A 17,366-nucleotide genomic window follows, 5' to 3' on the forward strand; every position below is an offset into this window, starting at 1 on the left:
TGACAAACAGCATGAGACAGATACTAGTGTTTTTTATTTTAACAGGGTTACTTTCATGCAAAGGGAAAGTTGAACAGACGAATTTATCCCTGAATAAAACTGAGGATCAATTTAGAGACCTTAAGAAAAGCAAAGAGATAAAATTTGGAGGCGGGGATGTATGGGGAACAACATCCATTTTTACCAATGCCGACAGCACGGTGACAAAAGTGCTGGTGGACTATGATGCGGGAGACTATGGGAATGGCCGAAATGAATACCTTATTGTAAATGGCAGATTAATCTACCAAAGAGACTCAATCGTAGACTGGGTGATTAATAAATCACCCCTGGACTCAAGCAAGTACAAACTACGGGAAACGATATGCTACTTTAACACGGATAGTACAGGAATAATGACTACAAAAGCCGTTTACTCCATGACAATGGACTTTACTAGCGAAAGAATACAAGAACTTAAAAGAAAAAAGCCTGACAGTCTTGTGCTGGCCAGCAAAGACTATATGAAGCTAATGAATGAACTCAAAAATGCACTTACAATTTCTGTAGAAAAGAACTAAGTAACAGTCGATAGCAGAGTGTATGTCCCGCTGTTCGACATGTTAGCGCAGCGATGTTGAATGCTTGACGCTGCGTGATTTTTAATCTCACTTTGTGAGACTATTTGGATTTAAAGAAATCGGTGATATCTACTCCGAGAACATCCGCTATTTTTTGTAATAGAAAATTACACTTGGGTTGCCATCCACGGCAACCCTTTGCCTATTTGCAGGTAGTAAGTTTACAGTATGGGAAAGGAACATAAAACTGCCTTAGCAAGCGAGCGCTTGATTATTGCACTAATCTCTGCAGAACTTAAAATCCGTAAATTTTTTAACACTCTGCAGGATTTAGGCCTGGATGATTCCTGGTACCAACCCCACCTGGACGATGTTATTTTAACTTGTCTCGACCTGCATGATGATAGCAACGAAACCTTTGATTTTTATTATGATGTGATGAACGCACATGCAGCGAAGATTGATAAAAGCAAGTCATCCGTAACAGCACAGGCCAAGGCCGTGTATGTAAAACTGAAGGCATTGAATAAGCAAGGGTAGGCTAGGCGTATGCTAAAAAGACCGAGTAAAGAATAGACAGAATTACAAATTAACTTTCCCAAGGGCTGCATCTTCTTTCCGATGCGGCTTTTTTATTTTCCAGAGCTTCTAGCGCTTTTTGGGTAGCATGAATCAGCTCAATTTTTGTTCTCTGTGGTTGGAAAATTGAAGAGAATTTACTTACATTAGTTATAACAATACAGAATGGGCTCTGAAACTTGTGTGCAAAGAATATCAAAGATGATTAAATATATACTCATGAAATGTATAGTTTTTTTTGATATTAATTGTGTATAGGCAAGCGTTGTAGGCAATTTAAATTTGGATAATGAGTTCAGAATTTACAAAAACAGAATACTTCAAATATCTCTTTGACAAGGCTGACACTTTGGACAAAGAGAGAGTTGAATTCAATAACAAAATTATTGACCTATTGAACAAACAGGTAGATGAATTAGGACTCATTCTAAAATGTCATCTGATTATTGAACACTATATTGACGAGTACATCATTACTTCGTATCCTACAATTACCGAACCTAATAAGTTACGCCTGACATTTAATCAAAAACTGGAGTTGATAAATAATAATAAAACGGTTTTTGGGTTGGTCTATCCAGCAATCAAATCACTTAATACTTTACGGAATAAATTCTCACACAAATTGGCTTATAAAATTGTGGATTCAGACTACAAGGAAATAAAAGATTTAATGACTATTTGGAATACTGCATTGGGCGAGCAGACACCAACAGAACTGATACTAATTCAAAAATTCACCGTATGGATTTGTAGCAATTTGGACACCATGACTCAAGGAATCAATAGGGAAACACCAGAACTTGGACTAAGTGGCTACCTGACATGGTTGAACAAAATGACGAGTGGTTAAATTAAACTGCATAGCCAACCTTTATTGCCAAGCTTAAAAAACGACACGACAATATGGAACTAACATTAACAGCTGCAGCAATTGCGACAATCATTTCGGCCGCAACTTCCGCAACAATTACACTGTATATAAACCGGAGTAATAAGATGAAGTACTTAGACGATCAGCTTGACACTTTGCTGAAAACCGCATTACAATACCCACATTTAGAAAATCCAAACTTTATTAAGACTTGGAACGAAAACAAAAACTCAGACAAAGACGAGTATTTACGGTATGACATCTATTGCACACTTCTTTTCAACTTTTTTTCGAGACTATCTGCACATTTCAATTACGACAAGAAAAAAATTGATGATTATGTAGCAGCAAAAGATTGGATAAGACTGCATAAAGACTATTGGCTTAATCCATTAGACACTTTCGAGAATGTAGATTCATATGACAAAAAGTTTAAACAATTAATAACGGAATACTTAAGCTAAAATGAAAAAGAAAATATTATTAGTAGGTAATAATGACGGTCTCCCTGGAGTAAAAATTGATCTCGCAAATTACAAAAAGTACTTTAAAAGTTTTACTGGAGGACAATGGAATGATGACGAAATTATTGAACGGCTTAATCCCAAAAGGGATGACTTGATTTCCTTAATAGATTCACTTAAAGTACAGAATCTTGACTACATAGTAGTGGTATTTAGTGGACATGGTGGAATGAAACGAGAAACAGTGGTAGAACTAAATCCCGAAGGCGAAAAATTTGCGGAATCAAGATTTGAAAATATTTCGAAAAGACAAGTAACAATTTTAGACTGTTGTAGAGCAAAATCGCAGACTATTTCAGAAAGTGTAAATGAAGTCAGGATGTTTAAAGCTGATGGTATTATTGGAACACGAGAACGTTTTGAGAAAAGAATTTCAGAATCTCTACAACAGCAAATAAAAATGTATTCCTGTGCTGAAGGCGAATATTCGCATGACACACCTAAAGGTGGTGCTTATTCTAAAAACCTTATAGAATCAGCCTTTGCAGATGATTCAGAGTTTATCTATTTCGGACGGACACATGTTACAGCTTCTGAAAAAACAACCAAAGAATTTAGAGACCAACATCCAGAAATTATTCAACCAAAACTGCTGACATCTCAACAACTAATCCTTGGAATTAATTAGAAAAATACCCCATAACTGCACCTACAAGAAATTGACGATTTCTGCTGTTTGACATGTTAGCGCACCTATGTCGAGTGCTTTTGTCCAATCACCTTCTCTGCTAGGACTCTGATCTTATGGAGTCTGCCTTGTTCTTTTGCTCGCTTACTATCCCCTGCAGAAAATGGTGGCTGGAATAATTATACACTTTGACATGCATACTCCTCTAAATACTTATATTGGTTTGGTATAAGTTGATTTGCTTATATTTTGTATAGCATGTTTTGGATTATGTGAAAAAGAATTTAATTTAACAAATATGTCTAAAGATAAGACTTGGAAAGAATTTCTTTTAAAATCAGGAGTGCCTCTTGAATACGAAGTGAAACAAGCACTGAAATCCTTTGGATTTTATACTTTTCCAGACACATCCTATTTAAGGCCAGATGAAAATAAAATTATAAACGAATTTTCATACGATATTGAAGCAAGCAAAAGAATTGAAAATCATTCATTTCAATTAATGATTGAGTGTAAATATAGAGATAACTCAACTAACTGGATTTTTCTTCCTGAGGAATTGAATGAAAGTGATAGAGGTACAGGATCTACATCATTTCTGAATACAAATGACTTTTTTTTTAAGGAAGCATATCCTGATTACTTTAAATTATTTAATCTTAACACTAATTTCCCGTTTTGCTCTAAAGGGATTGAAGTATGTTCATCTGGGCCAAATCCCAAGTCCATTACACAAGCAATTGCACAATTAAGCTATGGAATTGTTGATAAGGTTATTTTTGGAATGAAGGAACAATTAAGCTCACATGAGCAATTAATATACCATCATATACCTATAATAGTAACAACTGCAAATTTATACAGATTGAAGAAAAATGTGACGATCAATGACATTAAGCAATCTTCTTCTTTAGATTCGATAGCTCATAAAGAGTCTATACTCTTATTAGAGCCTACTATTAGTGAAGAGCTTAAAGAATTTTCGTTAAATAAGTATAATTCATTTCTTCGAGGCATTCAATTAAAGAAGGAGAATTTGATAAGTCTAGGAAAAAAAGTATCTAAACGAGATATCAAGAATTATATTAATGAAATATCTTGGTACCCAGAGGGAATACTAGTCATTCAACATTCAGCGGATAACTCGGGATTTTTAAAATTATTAAATGTTCTTACTGAAGTTGTAGAACCATCTGAGGAAACCTTATTATGGATGGAGAAAGGAGTAGAGGAATCAAAAAAAATGCTTCGAGCGGCGAAAGAGAAAAATGCTTCAATCTGATACTGACCCATCTGGCGCAAGTCTTTCGGATGAGAGTTGGCTAGCGCGGGACTTGTGCCATACTTAATGAAACAAATGGAAGGTTTTAGGATCAATTAAATTAAGCACAAGTCCCGCATCTGCTTGCACACAATGCCAAAGATTTGCGCCAGGTTGAGTAGTAATTCCAGCTTGTGAAATTGTTAGCATATAATGATTTAGTGTTTTGTTTGAAGCTAACATTATGATTAGAAAAAGCGTAGAATGAACTTTATAATAAGCATGATTAAAGCAAGCACAAACGAAACTTTTGTACTTGAGTGAGTCCATAATCCGGCATAGCTTAAGTGGAAAAGTCATTGCTTGCGAGTTACTGACCGCAAAATTGAATTCAATATTTTAGTTATTTATTAATAAATTATTTTACAAGTATAATGATTAATATGAATCATGGATTCTTTACCCTCTAGACAACTATAGTGTATGAGAAAAAAAATTACTCCTTTTAAATTCTTTGAAAAACTAGAACAATTTCTGTATTGGGCTTTGATAATATGTAGTTGTTTTTTGGGATTCTTTTATAATTATGATCCTGTAAAAAAAATTATACATGAAAATATCTTCCCCCCCAATACTAGTGAACATGCAATTTTAATACAGTACTTATCTTTGATTATAGCCGTATTATTTTGGTTAATTTATAAAACCGGGAGGAGGGCTGAAAAGTTAAACTCCAACATTGATGATCTAAAAGAGAATCTAGATAACAATCTTTTCACAAAGGGGACTATTGGAATTTACGAAGACGTTGAAGATGAGATGGAACAAAAATGGCAATTTGGACAAACTAATAATATTGATATTTTAGGATACACATTATTTTCTGTGGCTCCAAAGCTGACTGATTGGAAGAAGAGGGATAAATTAAAAAATATGACATTAAATCTTCATCATCTTGATGTGGAGTTTATAAGATCAAGTCCTGATATCGATAATAACTGGGAAAACAGTCTCAAATTGTTTTTGAATGATATAAATACGTTTATTCAGGAAAATTCAAATTTTTTGCGCGAGAAGAATGTAAAAATAAACCTGTTCCCTTATGCACATATTCCTGGAGTACATGGATTTAAGTTAGGTAATGGATCTGTTTACTTTTCCATAGCATATTGGAATGAAAAGTTTGTGATTGGACCACCAGATTATGTTTCATATTACATCAAGATTGCAGCTAATGACAAATCAAAGTTTGGAATTGCAGCACGGGAACTTTTTAATAATTGGATTGTAAAAGCAAGAGGATTCCGAAAACAGACTAGATGATATGGCATCTTGCCTTTGTTGGTGCTGCTTCCCAGATCTGGCGCAAGTCTTACCCATCTGGCGCAAGTCTTCAGCATGAGCCTTGGCTAGCGCGAGACTTGTGCCATAGTTAGTAGGACAAGATAGGTTTTGTGTTAAGGATTAAGTACAACTCGACATCTGCCTGCACACAATGCCAAAGAATTTCGTTATTTTGGGATCACGAATCTTAACAAAAAAAATAAAATTCACTTTAATAAATTATGTCGGGAGGAATACAAGCGTTTGACATGATTAAGACGCTCAAGAATAATGAGAATCTTAGAAAATTAAATTATTTCAAAGCTAAAAAGGCTTATACAAAGACGCTCAAGGACCAAAATATAGACATTCAGAAAGCATCCAAAGAAGATCTGTTATTCATTCGCAATCGTATAATTGAGAACCGAAAAAGAGAACAAAAGAATTCTATAATCGCACTAACAATCTCATTGCTAATTGTCTTGACAGCGCTCTTCTTGATAACAAAGTATTTAAGATTTTAAAAAAACAAATTCTTGCTCTTCGACATGTTAGTGCAATGCATGTCCAACGCTTAATGCCACTATTATCTCCTATCTACCGCAAGTGTTCCGCATGAGCCTTGGCTAGCGCAAGACTTGTGTCACACATATTGAAGCAAAAGCAGTATTTTAGTATCAAGAATAAAGCACTAGCGAGCGGCTAGCGCTTGTGGTGAATTAGAATGAATTATTGGAATTTTAGAGACGGATTGCAAATCCGTTTTATTTGAGGTTCGACATAGCTCCGCTAACATGTCGAACAGCGATAGGATGAGACGTGCCGAGCGTTTAAAATACTAGGTGTAGGACTTATGCCATCTTACAATTATAAACTAAATTTACAAAATAGATTAGTTAAACTGCTTATGACTTCAGAACAAGTACGCACTCCATTACTTATACAACTTACCAAGTATCTTCCCTTCGTAGAAAAAATTTGTTGGACGGCTTTGGGTGTTGGTATACTTTTAACCATGCTGAAAATGGATACAACGGTAACCGTGGTGTCACTTCTGTGTCTCGGCTGTGTTTTCTTTTTAATGGCGTATCGCCCTATAGATTTACCAAAACCTGAAGCCGAACGCTTTGGCTTTTCTGAACTACTTGGGCTGATGATTGTGCCTAAAGTCCTGTGGATAGGTTCTTCTGTTTCTGTAGTGGGTATAAGCTTTTATTTATTAGAATTGAATAAAGAGGGGTATATCAAAATGTTAATGGTTGGCGCACTCACTGGTATTGCAGCAATGCTGGTTCTGGCCATACTTTTTGTAATGGGTGTAAAGCACCTAAAAACGGTACTGCCTATTCTATTGAGAGCTTTACCACTTTGTTTAGTGGATTTATACCTGCTGTTAAAATAAATGGATGCCTCTTGGTGGGTGTTAACACGAGTTGTATTCCTGGTTTAATGTCAGTGCAGGCATAACATAATTTTTAAAACGCATTACAGAAACGCATCATTTGATAAAGGAGAGATTATCCATCGAACTTATTGGCAAAACCAGGTTCTTTCTGGGGCTGGCAATTGGCGTAATACTAACAGTCTTGTTATATGTTTACTTCGCTTATTTTCGAGAAATTCTAAGGGCATTTACATTTAGCTCAGGGTTGATCATTCCAACAGAAAGTGAGTTTTTAATCTATAATTTTTTCTTTGCCGCTACTTCTGCAACCATTGGTTTTGGGCTGGTTATTTGGTTTTGGTTTCACGGACTCTTTTCAAGTCGTAGAACGCGCTTAAGGATAAATTACATCAGCGGATATGCTATGTTTTGGAGCATGGCATTGTTGTATCTAGTATCCAAAACCGGATCTTTTTTAACATGGATACCATTTTCTTTACCCGGCTATGAGGATGATTTAAACCTGGCAAGAGAATTTCCATTAATGCTATTTTTATTGCCACTGGTCTTTTACTTAAATATTTGGATGCCGATCCGGCTTTCTTACAGGTCGGGAAATTGGTTTCTGAAATCACTAGCCCTATTTATTTTGTTGACAACAATACTGGCTTTTAATTCACCAATTAATCAAAAGGTGTTGAATAGCGCTCAGGATAGGTATATGGCACCTTATAATAAGATTGTTGATGATGAAATTGAGAAGGCTAAGTTAAAAGGAATACTTTTTTCGGATTTGGCAGTTGACTATGTCAGGCATAATAAAAGTAGAAAGGTTGCTACGATAGCAATGGCATTAAAAGAAAGATTTAAAAGTAAAGTGCCGATCCCGATTGATAGTGTTGTTTTGGAATTAATGCTGGTTAAGAAGACAACCATCCGACAATTAAATACAGAGGATTGGACTGTTGAGGAGAATCGTTGGCCATTTGCCTTGCCAAGAGATATCTATAAGCAATACAAAGCAAGTAACGATTCGATCAAAAATCAATACTTACTGGAAATCCTGCATGAATACGAGCATATTTTTAAGGATGATTGGGACAACATGGAAGATGATGGTCTTTCGGATAAATATTTCAATAGGTCTTCCATACAAAACAGATATTTTGTAATAGCCCTTCAGGTTCCCCATTGTTTATATTTGTTAAAGCAGGAGGAAAAATAATTTTTGATATGAGAAGTATTGATCAGGTAGGCTTCCAGCTGGTGCAATTATGAAGTGTTTTGTTTGAAGCAAGGATTACAGCAAATAAACCAGCAGCATAAATATAATTTAAGAAAGCACAAGTGAGACGCTTGCGCTTGTAGTGATTTAGAAAAGAATAGTTGTAATTAACGGGGTTTTAGAGACGGATTTGAAAATCCGTTTTATTTGGGGTTCGACATGGCTGCGCTAACATGTCGAACAGCGAGTGGCTAACATGTCGAACAGCGAGCGAAAGAAATTGTTGATGCTACTCCCCGCATCCTGGGACAAACCCCAACCATGGCAATGCATTTTTTTTATTAATAAAAAAGACTTAAAATAGTGTAAATGAGAAGAAAAATCCCTGCCATACTCGCAATATCCTCACTGCTTCTAGCTTGCTCATCAGGTGATGATGATCAACTTAAATACCCTTCATTTGGTGCTGAAAAATCAGTAACCATTAACGGTTTGTTGTTTGATGCCATGGAACCCTTTCTGTCGCCTGATGGTGACTATCTTTTCTTTAATAATTTGAATGATGGAATAAATACAAGACTGTATTATGCTAGCAAAGTAAATGACTCAACTTTTAATTTTGTCGGTGAACTTTCGGGTACCAATCAAACAAATCCTCCGCATTTAGATGCTGTAGCGGACATGGATGCTAATGGTCTTTTTTACTGGACATCCACCAGAGATTACCCGACAGACTTAGATAATCTGTTTACTGGAACTTTTAATAATGGAGATGTTATAGACATTGCCAGAGTACGTGGTGACTTTAATAAGAATATAATTGGTTGGCTCGTAATGGATCATGGTATTAGTCAGGATGGGCAATTTTTGTATTATAATAATGCAAGATTTGATAATGTAAATTGTGTGGGACCTTGCGAAACTCAATTAGGGATTGCTAAAAAGAACAGCGATGGTACTTTTTCTAGACTTGCCAACGAAGTATCTATACTACAGAATATTAGTAATTCTAATTATATCTTTTATGCACCATTTATAACTGGCGATAACTTGGAATTATATTTCACTCGGTATCCGAAAGGTGTATTTACGCCAACCACAACTTTTGAAATATGTGTTGCGATCAGGAATAATGCAACCTCCGAATTTTCAACACCTCAGGTTTTGTTTGCAAATACGCTTTCAAACCTGATTGAAGCTCCTACATTAACAGCCGATAAAAGAATACTGTATTACCATAAAAAGTACCAGGATACTCATAAAATAATGATGCGATACAGAAATTGATGCAATGATTATCAACACGCAGATCTGCCAACATGATACGCTGCTCTTGCCTTTGTTGGTGCTGCTTCCCGCATTCCCAAGCACAACACCAACAATGGCAAAGGATTGTTGGAACTAGTGGAGTTTTAGAGACGGATTGAAAATCCGTTTTATTTAAGGTTCGACATGCGCTACGCTAACATGTCGAACAGCGAGTGGTGAATTAGAATGAATTATTGGAATTAGCGGAGTTTTAGAGACGGATTGAAAATCCGTTTAATTTGGGGTTCGACATGCGCTGCGCTAACATGTCGAACAGCGAGATGTAGAACAACGAGTGATGTAACTGAGTAAATTTGATTAAGATTTTGTAAATATGGCTTCCAGAAATTTTATAGTAACAGGTGAGAACATTCCCAACACTACCTCACCCATTAGTCAGGCCGTGGTGGCAGGCAATTATTGTCATATAAGCGGGCAACTTTCTGTTGATTTACAGGGAGTCTTTGTTGATGGTCCTATTTTGGAACAAACAAAAAGAGCTTTTGGAAATTTATTCGCTGTCTTGAAACAAAGCGGATTTAAAAAGGAGGAAATCGTTTTTATTGACTTGGCTTTTTTGGACTTAAAAGATTTGGAGGCGATAACACCTTATTACGATTCACTTTTTGAGAAAGAGAAAAAACCGGCCAGAACAATTTACCAGGCAGCAGCCTTACCCTTTGGCGGTAAAATAAAGGTGATGGCGGTGGCAATTAAAACGGAGTAAAGCTTTGCTTAATACATTGTGTTAGGTAAAGTGTGTATGTGAATCCATGCGTTTGATTTGTTCTCTATACGCTGTGCTGCCATATTGCGCTACGGCAATAGTAGTTGATACTTAACAATTCCAGTTTATTTTATACTAAAAAATTAAAAAGTTTAAACTATTTTTAGGTTTACACTTGCTATGATAAAATTAATTGAAAGGCCCAACCTGGCTGCAAATTCAAAAGCAGCTTTATTATACAAGCAACTTACCGCGCTGTTAGGCGACTTGGAAGAAAGAAATTTACCGGAGAATATTACGGACTTTATTCGTCAGGAAGCTCAGCTGTTAAATGCCATAGCAGATGAGGCCAAAGGTTTTACAAAGGCGATAAAAACAGCCGAGTCAAAAATCATTAGACAGGTTGAGAAGCAACTTAAAATTGTACCTAAAAATTATTATCGCAAACTCTGGCTTGTGCTGGGCATGAGTTCATTTGGTATACCCTTGGGTGTTGTGTTCGGCATGAGTATTGGTAACCTAGGCTTGATAGGTATAGGTTTACCCATAGGTATGGGGATAGGTGTTGCTATTGGTACTGCCATGGATAATAAGGCACTGAAAGAAGGAAGGCAATTAAATATTGAGCTAAAGCATTAAAGAGCGATGGGTGTTATCCCAGGTGGAGCAAGTCTTCCGTTTGAGTTCTGGCTAGTGCGAGACTTGTGCCATAATTAGTAAAACCCTAAAAGCTTTATAATTTTGTTTTTGGCAAAGCACAAGTCTCACACATGCTTACACGCTACACCAAAGACTTGCGCTAGTCTATGTATAAATGATGCTAGTACATTGATATGACAAAAGATAAAGTGCTTATTGACAGAAAAGCTCGGATAGATAAGCAATTGAGTGATAGGGGAATTTCAGGATACGAAATAAGGCAACCTTCATACGTTGACTTTGACGAGTCAACATTTGCCACAGCATACGATGTAGGTATTAGAATGATTATATTATACTCAAGCGCTTTTGTCGCATATAATTTGGATGAGACGGAGAAAATAGCAGACTGGCTAAGGAAGGAGAAACTTTGGACATATGTAAGTCCGAAGGAGCAAGCGCTATTTATGAGAAAGGTTACGGGTGACAGAGAATTAGGTAGTTTTTCTTGGAGAATCGAATCAGCCTATACGCTTGCATGGGTATTGAATTTAGTTGATGAACTGCAGCCACCCATATCAGAGATAAGCGAAGAGCAAATGGTGGAATTTCAGGACAAGATGCCAGAGTTTGGCGCTGAGGTAGGTTCATTTTTAAATAGCTTAAGCTTACGTGACAAGGGGGAAATTTATGAAGAAAACGTTTTGAACGAACTAGCCACAACATACTTTCGTGATTTGATATTCAATGGCAAAAAGGACACAACTGATATTGACAGACATGTTTCATATGAACGCCACACAGTTCTTAATTGGGTAAGTCGATTTAGCGATACGGAAAACTGGGACGATACTGATACATCAACTTAAGCCAGGACGTAGCAATTAGATATTGAGCTGAAGCACTGAAGAATGATAAGTGTAGACCTCGTCCAGTAGTACTTCCGTTGTTTGTGTGGCCGCACTCGCCCTTGGTTGTGTTACGCATCCGCATCAGTGCGTAAGCTCACCAACAAGTTTGGCAATAGTAAAAGTATTGACATAAAGAAATTGCTGGTGGCACTCCTAACATTCCTGCACGCAACATCAACAATGACTTAGAAAAGCAAAGAGATAGATAAGAAGATAATTAATTGCAGGTTCGACATAGCCGTACTAAATTGTCCAACAAGTAGAACCCTGAAACAAGTTTGATATGGCAAAAAGCAGATTAATGGAAATGAACAATGTCGGCATCGTTGTAGCATCGCTCGACAATGCTATTGCTTTTTTCACAGAGATTGGACTGACACTGGAAGGGAGAATGATGGTTGAAGGGGAGTGGGCAGGACGCGTAACAGGACTTGGCCAGCAGTCAGTGGAGATTGCCATGATGATTACACCTGATGGACACAGCCGACTTGAACTATCCCAATTCATTGCATCACACACCATTGCAGATCATAGAACTGCACCTGTCAACTCACTCGGCTACCTCCGCATCATGTTCAGGGTAGACAATCTTGATGAATTGCTATCAAGACTTACCAAACAAGGAGCTGAACTGGTTGGAGAGGTAGTTAATTACGAGAATGTGTATCGGCTTTGTTACATACGCGGCACAGAAGGACTTCTTATCGGATTAGCTGAACAACTGCACAATCAAACAGTTACTGACATACTGGAAAAAGCGTAAGCTTTGCCTTTGTTAGCATTATGTGTTAACACTCGTGCGCAGGCTCACCAACAAACTTGCTAACATTCATGGTAGTGTTGATATGATGAAAATGTTGGTGTTACTCGCTTTCTACCCGTATGCAACACCAACAATGGTTTAGGCAGAACTACTAATCAGACACAAGCATTTCGTATGTACTTGAGCAGTGTTCTAGTATTAGCTTAATAGAACATTTTTTAAACTATCTCTTATATCTTCCTACAGATTGCCTGATCAGGCTGTTTAAAGCAAATGCAAACACTTTTATATATTTGAATCTGGTTTTACTATCAGGTAAATAATGATGGAAATGAAAGCACTATGGTTTTACCTTAAAGAAAAGTTGCCGCGTTTTCTGTTCACTATTTTTATTTCTTTTGGTTGCGCTGCAGACGATGGAGTGCCTGCTAAATTTGGAGATGAAATTAATGTAACAGATATAAAAACCTTCCTAAACACTTGTCCTGAAAATGATCCATTGATTGATGAAGTTCTGCATGATTTTGAAATTCTTGTAGACGGAGTACCAATCACTAAATTTCCTTGTACCTCGCCTACAGATAAGATGAATCTATCATCTTATAATACTTCCTTTTTTATCCTGCAATCGCTTCGTGTTATCAAAAGAATGGATGCTGGTGAATTGCCATGGACGGAAATGACCTTGTATGATTGGATAAAGACTTCTATTGATGGAATTAATATTATTGAAGGACTTAATGCCGGGGGTATGTGTTGTGAAATAAAGAATAACAAAACATTTGTTGTTGTTAAAAACCTGGATAAGGATCCGTTTCTTTCAATAAAAAAGCAATGGATAGGAATTTCTTCTACCATTGATTTACTGGTTCACGAAGTACGTCATTTACAAGGACCAGATCACTCATCTTGCTGTGGAGTACCCTACGGATGTGACGATACCTACAACTTGGATAATCTGGGGTCGTATGGTACTCAATTATGGCTTAATCGACAATGGCTGGCCAACGAGACAAACATTGGGCTTGGTTCGTATAGTGTGGTTGAGCGAGTTGAAATTGAAAACTGGTTTAAGAATGCTATTTTTCAATTTGAAAGTAGAATTTGTGAGGAGAATCTGGCTAATTAAAACTACGCGACAACTCCATAATGATTACAGGATGTTATTTAAGAGCTAAGTAAGCCTTGCCTTTGTTCATGTTGTGTATTAGCACTCGTGCGCAGGCTCACCAACAAACTTGCTAACATGAATGGTAGTGACATGAAGAAATTGCTGGTGTTACTCGTCATCTTCCCGCGTGCAACACCAACAATGGTTTAGGTTTATACTGCCTCCTTCTTCTTCATTAATTTTTCAAGCAGGTCAGGTACCTTTTCAAAAATGGCAGATAAACCTTTGTTCTGGTGTGTGCTGATGAAGGAAATCTCATCATCCCTGGTAACAAGAAAACCCACAGGATCAATGCCCAGGCCTGCGCCACCACCACCGCCTTCACCTTTTCCCATCTTCGCAGAGTCGCCCGAGCCACCACCGCTGCCAAAGCCTACACCCAGTCTGATAACGGGAACACAAGTAAAGCCCCCCAGTTGAAAGGGCTCGCCAATCACGGTTTCTGTTTTTGCTTCCTTCTGGATAAACTCTGTTAACCGTTGAAGCATGCTTTCAAAATTGATGTCCATAATATTTATTTTTTAGTGAAGAATTTTAGAAGAACCCAGACCAGACGATACAAACGCACTTCAGCCAGGAGGTAAGCATCAACCCTGCCCTCGAAGTTCGCAGACAATTGAACAGGACCACCGCTGAGTAAAACAAAGGCGGGTATGAGTTGTGCATTGTACACAACATCGCCCGTGTCTACCGTAAGTCTTAATCGCTTGAGGTAAATACATTGAAAGACCTCGCGGATCAGTACCCATAATCGTGATGGCACTATTTTTTTGGTTTTGTTTTTTTTATGGATTTTAACTTCAGCTTTTTGTTTTGCTTGTTGTTTCAACGATACCTCCATGCCCAACACGTGCAGGTGAGGCTGAAAATCCTTTTCAAGATAAATCTGAAAAGTACCGGTCTGGTATACGCGGTATCGTGGGGCTGTGGTGTCAATATCCACCACCAGCGGCATGAATAGAATCCAGCCAACGATCAATAGGATAACGAAGAGTATAATGGCTAATACAGTCATACTCCCTTTTATTTTACATACCAAAATAAGATGAGAAAAAACGGGAAGTAATGACATCTGAATAGGATGAGGCTGATTTATATCATGCGGAAAATGGATGGACATTTGACCAGCAAGTGTGAAGAGACGGATTAGAAATCCGCTTTATTTAAACTTCGACCTAGCTGCGCTAACATGTTAAACAGCGAGTTTGCATTTGAATAAGATTCGACCGAATCTGAATACTCAAATAACTAACCTAGAACTTTATAGAATACTGTTAGAGCCTTGGTAGATGCGAAGATTATTTTCTGCTCATTACTTTTAGCGCATACGTAAAATCCGACAACCTATGAAAGCAAGACATCATACGATTCACTTATTATTCCATTTCTATGCTATAGTCTCATTTGCGCAGACGATTGAGCCTACAACGCCTGGAATTGGTGATTCAAGCAAAGTAATATGGGCTATAGATAATCCTGAATACTGGAAAGATTTAATAGCAAAAGGAGTTATTCAAAACCCCACCATGGTACCCATTCGTCCTACTGAATTTAAGGGAAGTCAGATTATTGGAGATCACAATGTGATTTTCCCCTGGTCTCATGATTTTCCGCTTACCGATAAAAAGATTGTAGCTCAACTAGAGCCGTCTATTTTTGCAAGTGCCGATGTTGTTCTTAACTCAGGCTTAACCTATTATCTAAATGGCGGTGTGCTCGATTCTCGAGGTGCTAATCATGCAGAGTCTTTTACTGAGGGGCAATCTTGGCTCAATGATTTTGTAGGACTGGATGGTGGGAAAAACATGGGCGACCCAGTAGCGATGATTAATCGATTTGGTAAGCTATATGTGCTTTACATGAAAGAATCCGGTATAATAAGCCCTTATAAGAATGTAATACTAGGAATCTCCTACTCAGACGATAATGGCACAACATGGATTTCAAAAACTCTGGACAACTGCGTGGAGATCGATGTAGGCACGGATGGAAAGTCATGGGACAAACCTCATGCTATAATCGATCAAAGTTTATCGAGCCCATACAAGGATAATATTTACACTGCATTTACATTCTTTCATTTTGTTGAAGCAGGGTTTAATGCTGGGTTTCAAGACGTTTTTTTTATAAGGCTTTCACATTCAGGCTCAGACCTTGTTCAAACCGAGTGTTTAAATATTAGTCAGGACTTGGGAGACATGAACCAAGGGGTTAACATTCAAACAGGTGTTCAAGGACAAATCTTTGCTGTTTGGGCTGTTTACGATGGCCCTGTTAACGATGGTGAAGATAATTTTGGTTTTTCAAAATCACTTGACGGTGGAAACACATTCACAGCTCCGGTTAGGATATTTGCAGATGGATTTGTTAGGGGAACACGAAGCGATCCTCTTAATCCCGCATGGAATGGCCTCCTTCCTGTTCGTGTCAATAGTCACCCTGTACTAACTGTTGTCAAGGCTGGTTTGTATGCCGGAAGACTAGTGATGGTTTGGACCAACCGAGGAGAACCTGGTACGAACACGGGCGATGAACTTTCAGTGTATTGCGTTTATTCGGATGATGATGGAAATTCATGGTCAGACCCCATTCGTGTAAACTCGGATGCATTTGGTAGCAATAAGCGTTTTTTTCCATGGGTTACCAGCGACCCTGTAACGGGTGCACTAAGTGCTGTGTTTTACGACAACAGGAACTGTAACCCTGAGCAGTTTGCAGCATGGGTGGCGAACTCTTATGATGGCGGTGCAACGTGGGATGACTTTATGATTGGTGATTATTGTTTCACGCCACAAGGATTTACTGACTTTCCTACATTTTTTGGGGACTATCTGGGAATTTCCTCTTATGATGGTATTGTGTATCCGATATGGGCTTCGAATCACGAACCGGATCAATTGCCACGACTGTATTGTTCACCTTATGCGCTCAATCCTCCAGAGTTTGCACCACTACCCGAAGGTGATCCCGGACCAAAGGGAATGGACATTCACTCTGGTGAAATTAAGAGCACCTTTGTAGTTACTTTTTCTAAACCAGAGATACAGGATCAACTGCAATCAAGTGTTTTTGTTGTAACGGATCTGAATTCAAATCTTATCCTTTCAGAAAGGGCAGAACCAGGTCGATCAGTTACAGTTGATCTGACTAATAAGCAGCCAGGTGTTTATTTATTTAAGCTTTTCACCGGTGATAAAAGAGAGATCGTTAAGATACTTCGTGAGTAATTTATATTTGATAAGACTGAATTAAGTTGATATCAGTTAATGCTGTTCGTCATGTTTTGAGCTGTTCGACATGTTAGCGTAGCGCATGTCGAACGCTTAATAAAGCGGGATTTGCAATCCCTTTTGAACAAATCAAGATATTAATAAGTCTTTAAAGCATTAGTAAAAGCGGAGGTGACTATTAATTTTATCAATGGCCTATGCTTACCGTATTTATGATCAATTTGGTCAGTACTTTATCACCTGCACTGTCAATCAGTGG

18 protein-coding genes are annotated in these 17,366 nt (G+C 37.7%); 16 read left to right on the forward strand and 2 right to left on the reverse strand.

The window, feature by feature from the left end; all coding sequences use genetic code 11:
• The first annotated feature begins 11 nt into the window (after positions 1-11).
• From ACO1XM_RS06500 to ACO1XM_RS06570, 15 genes are all read left to right on the forward strand, one after another.
• Entirely contained in the window at positions 12-560 is a 549-nt protein-coding gene (locus ACO1XM_RS06500) for a hypothetical protein (protein WP_486227061.1), read from the forward strand.
• A 228-nt stretch (positions 561-788) separates the two neighbouring features.
• Positions 789-1,100, forward strand: a complete 312-nt coding sequence (locus ACO1XM_RS06505; protein ID WP_486227063.1) for a hypothetical protein — start codon at positions 789-791, stop codon at positions 1,098-1,100.
• Between the two features lie 328 nt (positions 1,101-1,428).
• Entirely contained in the window at positions 1,429-1,992 is a 564-nt protein-coding gene (locus ACO1XM_RS06510) for a hypothetical protein (protein ID WP_486227065.1), read from the forward strand.
• Between the two features lie 146 nt (positions 1,993-2,138).
• The gene (locus tag ACO1XM_RS06515) at positions 2,139-2,477 is read left to right on the forward strand and encodes a hypothetical protein (protein WP_486227067.1); all 339 of its coding nucleotides are present in this window, start codon (positions 2,139-2,141) and stop codon (positions 2,475-2,477) included.
• A 1-nt stretch (position 2,478) separates the two neighbouring features.
• The gene (locus tag ACO1XM_RS06520; protein WP_486227069.1) at positions 2,479-3,165 is read left to right on the forward strand and encodes a caspase family protein; all 687 of its coding nucleotides are present in this window, start codon (positions 2,479-2,481) and stop codon (positions 3,163-3,165) included.
• Between the two features lie 298 nt (positions 3,166-3,463).
• On the forward strand, positions 3,464-4,447 hold the full coding sequence (locus ACO1XM_RS06525) for a hypothetical protein (protein WP_486227071.1): 984 nt from the start codon (positions 3,464-3,466) through the stop codon (positions 4,445-4,447).
• Positions 4,448-4,909: 462 nt separating this feature from the next.
• Complete coding sequence (locus ACO1XM_RS06530; protein ID WP_486227073.1) at positions 4,910-5,749, forward strand: hypothetical protein; 840 nt, start codon at positions 4,910-4,912, stop codon at positions 5,747-5,749.
• A gap of 907 nt (positions 5,750-6,656) precedes the next feature.
• Entirely contained in the window at positions 6,657-7,151 is a 495-nt protein-coding gene (locus ACO1XM_RS06535) for a hypothetical protein (protein ID WP_486227075.1), read from the forward strand.
• A 100-nt stretch (positions 7,152-7,251) separates the two neighbouring features.
• Positions 7,252-8,358: a hypothetical protein gene (locus tag ACO1XM_RS06540; RefSeq protein ID WP_486227077.1), complete on the forward strand. Its 1,107-nt coding sequence runs from the start codon at positions 7,252-7,254 to the stop codon at positions 8,356-8,358.
• A gap of 369 nt (positions 8,359-8,727) precedes the next feature.
• Positions 8,728-9,645 (forward strand): hypothetical protein, encoded by a 918-nt coding sequence (locus ACO1XM_RS06545; protein ID WP_486227078.1) that lies wholly within the window; start codon positions 8,728-8,730, stop codon positions 9,643-9,645.
• 355 nt (positions 9,646-10,000) lie between these two features.
• Entirely contained in the window at positions 10,001-10,393 is a 393-nt protein-coding gene (locus ACO1XM_RS06550) for a RidA family protein (protein WP_486227080.1), read from the forward strand.
• A gap of 180 nt (positions 10,394-10,573) precedes the next feature.
• Positions 10,574-11,032 carry a hypothetical protein gene (locus ACO1XM_RS06555; RefSeq protein WP_486227082.1) on the forward strand — a complete coding sequence of 153 codons (459 nt, stop codon included), beginning with the start codon at positions 10,574-10,576 and terminating at the stop codon, positions 11,030-11,032.
• A 194-nt stretch (positions 11,033-11,226) separates the two neighbouring features.
• Positions 11,227-11,901: a DUF4272 domain-containing protein gene (locus ACO1XM_RS06560; protein WP_486227084.1), complete on the forward strand. Its 675-nt coding sequence runs from the start codon at positions 11,227-11,229 to the stop codon at positions 11,899-11,901.
• Between the two features lie 325 nt (positions 11,902-12,226).
• Positions 12,227-12,706 carry a VOC family protein gene (locus tag ACO1XM_RS06565; RefSeq protein ID WP_486227086.1) on the forward strand — a complete coding sequence of 160 codons (480 nt, stop codon included), beginning with the start codon at positions 12,227-12,229 and terminating at the stop codon, positions 12,704-12,706.
• A 331-nt stretch (positions 12,707-13,037) separates the two neighbouring features.
• A complete protein-coding gene (locus ACO1XM_RS06570; protein ID WP_486227088.1) occupies positions 13,038-13,835 on the forward strand; it encodes a hypothetical protein in 798 nt (265 codons plus the stop codon).
• A 194-nt stretch (positions 13,836-14,029) separates the two neighbouring features.
• Here ACO1XM_RS06570 and ACO1XM_RS06575 read toward each other — a convergent pair whose 3' ends face one another.
• A complete protein-coding gene (locus ACO1XM_RS06575) occupies positions 14,030-14,386 on the reverse strand; it encodes a GerW family sporulation protein (RefSeq protein ID WP_486227090.1) in 357 nt (118 codons plus the stop codon).
• A gap of 5 nt (positions 14,387-14,391) precedes the next feature.
• Positions 14,392-14,892, reverse strand: coding sequence for a hypothetical protein (locus ACO1XM_RS06580; protein ID WP_486227092.1), 501 nt, complete (start codon positions 14,890-14,892; stop codon positions 14,392-14,394).
• Between the two features lie 331 nt (positions 14,893-15,223).
• Between ACO1XM_RS06580 and ACO1XM_RS06585 the strand changes: the two genes are divergently transcribed.
• Positions 15,224-17,104: a hypothetical protein gene (locus ACO1XM_RS06585; protein WP_486227094.1), complete on the forward strand. Its 1,881-nt coding sequence runs from the start codon at positions 15,224-15,226 to the stop codon at positions 17,102-17,104.
• Positions 17,105-17,366 lie beyond the last annotated feature (262 nt).

The sequence above is a fragment of the Chryseotalea sp. genome, from assembly GCF_057350905.1.

Excerpts from the sequence above, each read along its gene's own strand:
- ACO1XM_RS06500 (WP_486227061.1), top strand. The coding sequence starts at position 12 with ATGAGACAGATACTAGTGTTTTTTATTTTAACAGGGTTACTTTCATGC.
- ACO1XM_RS06505 (WP_486227063.1), top strand. The coding sequence starts at position 789 with ATGGGAAAGGAACATAAAACTGCCTTAGCAAGCGAGCGCTTGATTATT.
- ACO1XM_RS06510 (WP_486227065.1), top strand. The coding sequence starts at position 1,429 with ATGAGTTCAGAATTTACAAAAACAGAATACTTCAAATATCTCTTTGAC.
- ACO1XM_RS06515 (WP_486227067.1), top strand. The coding sequence starts at position 2,139 with ATGAAGTACTTAGACGATCAGCTTGACACTTTGCTGAAAACCGCATTA.
- ACO1XM_RS06520 (WP_486227069.1), top strand. The coding sequence starts at position 2,479 with ATGAAAAAGAAAATATTATTAGTAGGTAATAATGACGGTCTCCCTGGA.
- ACO1XM_RS06525 (WP_486227071.1), top strand. The coding sequence starts at position 3,464 with ATGTCTAAAGATAAGACTTGGAAAGAATTTCTTTTAAAATCAGGAGTG.
- ACO1XM_RS06530 (WP_486227073.1), top strand. The coding sequence starts at position 4,910 with ATGAGAAAAAAAATTACTCCTTTTAAATTCTTTGAAAAACTAGAACAA.
- ACO1XM_RS06535 (WP_486227075.1), top strand. The coding sequence starts at position 6,657 with ATGACTTCAGAACAAGTACGCACTCCATTACTTATACAACTTACCAAG.
- ACO1XM_RS06545 (WP_486227078.1), top strand. The coding sequence starts at position 8,728 with ATGAGAAGAAAAATCCCTGCCATACTCGCAATATCCTCACTGCTTCTA.
- ACO1XM_RS06550 (WP_486227080.1), top strand. The coding sequence starts at position 10,001 with ATGGCTTCCAGAAATTTTATAGTAACAGGTGAGAACATTCCCAACACT.
- ACO1XM_RS06555 (WP_486227082.1), top strand. The coding sequence starts at position 10,574 with ATGATAAAATTAATTGAAAGGCCCAACCTGGCTGCAAATTCAAAAGCA.
- ACO1XM_RS06560 (WP_486227084.1), top strand. The coding sequence starts at position 11,227 with ATGACAAAAGATAAAGTGCTTATTGACAGAAAAGCTCGGATAGATAAG.
- ACO1XM_RS06565 (WP_486227086.1), top strand. The coding sequence starts at position 12,227 with ATGGCAAAAAGCAGATTAATGGAAATGAACAATGTCGGCATCGTTGTA.
- ACO1XM_RS06570 (WP_486227088.1), top strand. The coding sequence starts at position 13,038 with ATGAAAGCACTATGGTTTTACCTTAAAGAAAAGTTGCCGCGTTTTCTG.
- ACO1XM_RS06575 (WP_486227090.1), bottom strand. The coding sequence starts at position 14,386 with ATGGACATCAATTTTGAAAGCATGCTTCAACGGTTAACAGAGTTTATC.
- ACO1XM_RS06580 (WP_486227092.1), bottom strand. The coding sequence starts at position 14,892 with ATGACTGTATTAGCCATTATACTCTTCGTTATCCTATTGATCGTTGGC.
- ACO1XM_RS06585 (WP_486227094.1), top strand. The coding sequence starts at position 15,224 with ATGAAAGCAAGACATCATACGATTCACTTATTATTCCATTTCTATGCT.